Genomic DNA, 1,200 nt, shown 5'->3' on the forward strand with positions numbered 1-1,200 from the left:
CCGTCGCTGCTGCCGGCGTACCCCGGCGCGGAGGCGTACCGGCAGGCCGTCGAGGGCGGCGCGCGCGTCCACGGCGCGACGGCACACTACGTCACGACCGACCTCGATCAGGGGCCGATCATCGCCCAGCGGGCGTTCCCGGTCGACCCCGACGACGACCCCGCGGACCTGAAGGAACGGGGGCAGCCGCTGGAGGCCGAAGCGCTCGTCGCCGGCCTCCGGGCCCACCTCGACGACGCGATCGTCGTGCGCCGCGGGCGCACGCACTTCCGCGAGGGCGTCGATCCCGACGCCTACGACTTGGGCGGCGTCGCGGCGGGAGTGGAGTGAGGCGAGTCCCGGCCTCACGGCAACCGTTTTGCCCGCTCCGGCTCAACCTCCCGTGAACGATGGAGCCCGTCCGACGGATCGAGCAGGTCGGCCACGGCGGCTGGCTGACGTTGCTGCTCGTCCTCCTCTCGGCGATCATGCTCCTCGTGCTTCTGTACTACGTGACCGCCGTGATCGAGTCGCTCCCGCGGCTCCCTTGGCTGTCGGTCGGGCACTGAGGGGCGTCGCCGACCCGGCGCCGGCCGCGCCGACCGGCCCGGCGGCCCGCCCTCAGAGCTCGCGGACGGCGTCGACCGCGTCGGCGACGGGCGGCGCGTCGAACCAGTCGGCGCCGGTGTAGGCGTTCGTCCCCGCGGCGTACATGTCGGCGACCGTCTCGACGACGGCGGGGTCGAGCGACGGCGGCGACTGTTCACACAGCGGCCGCCAGTCGGCGACGCCCTCGGCGTCGGCGCGCGCCTTCGCGTCGCCGACGGCCTCGACCCACTCGGGCGCGACCCGCTTGTAGTGCTGGCGGACGACCTCCTTGGACACCTCCTGGCCGTCGTAGGCGAAGCGGTTCTCGTCGAACGTGCCGACCACGTCGGCGACGCGGACCTCGCCGTCGGCGTACACGCACTCGATCTTGCCGTCCTCGTGGACGAACCCCGCCTCGGCGGCGCGCCCGGTGACGAGGTCGTTCACCTCGCGGGCGACCGACTCCAGCTCCGACAGCGGCGCCGCGCCGGCGATCCGGTCGGCCTCCGCCGCGTCGAGGTAGCGGTCCTGCTCCTCGTACTTCGTGGAGAACTCCACGACCGGCTCCGGGAGCTCCACGGGCTCGGCGGGCCACCCGTCGCGGTCGAGCCCCACGTCGTGCGGGTCCGCGCG

General features: G+C 74.2%; 3 protein-coding genes. 2 read left to right on the plus strand and 1 reads right to left on the minus strand.

Annotated elements, in window-relative coordinates; translation table 11 throughout:
* Both ACQUQ1_RS22265 and ACQUQ1_RS22270 read left to right on the plus strand, forming a co-directional pair.
* The coding region (locus ACQUQ1_RS22265; protein ID WP_435066364.1) for a formyltransferase family protein at window positions 1-330 on the plus strand (330 nt) is incomplete at its 5' end.
* Window positions 331-389: 59 nt separating this feature from the next.
* Window positions 390-548 carry a hypothetical protein gene (locus ACQUQ1_RS22270; RefSeq protein ID WP_435066365.1) on the plus strand — a complete coding sequence of 53 codons (159 nt, stop codon included), beginning with the start codon at window positions 390-392 and terminating at the stop codon, window positions 546-548.
* A 52-nt stretch (window positions 549-600) separates the two neighbouring features.
* On the opposite strand, the gene ACQUQ1_RS22275 is transcribed toward ACQUQ1_RS22270, so the two are convergent.
* Window positions 601-1,200, minus strand: a 600-nt coding sequence (locus ACQUQ1_RS22275; RefSeq protein WP_435066366.1) for a phosphoribosylaminoimidazolesuccinocarboxamide synthase, incomplete at its 5' end; no start/stop codon positions are given.

It is taken from the genome of Halobaculum sp. EA56, assembly GCF_051195075.1.
Classification (GTDB): Archaea; Halobacteriota; Halobacteria; order Halobacteriales; family Haloferacaceae; genus Halobaculum.

What these genes read in the sequence shown, in the direction of transcription:
- ACQUQ1_RS22270 (WP_435066365.1), top strand. Translation starts at nt 390, where the DNA reads ATGGAGCCCGTCCGACGGATCGAGCAGGTCGGCCACGGCGGCTGGCTG.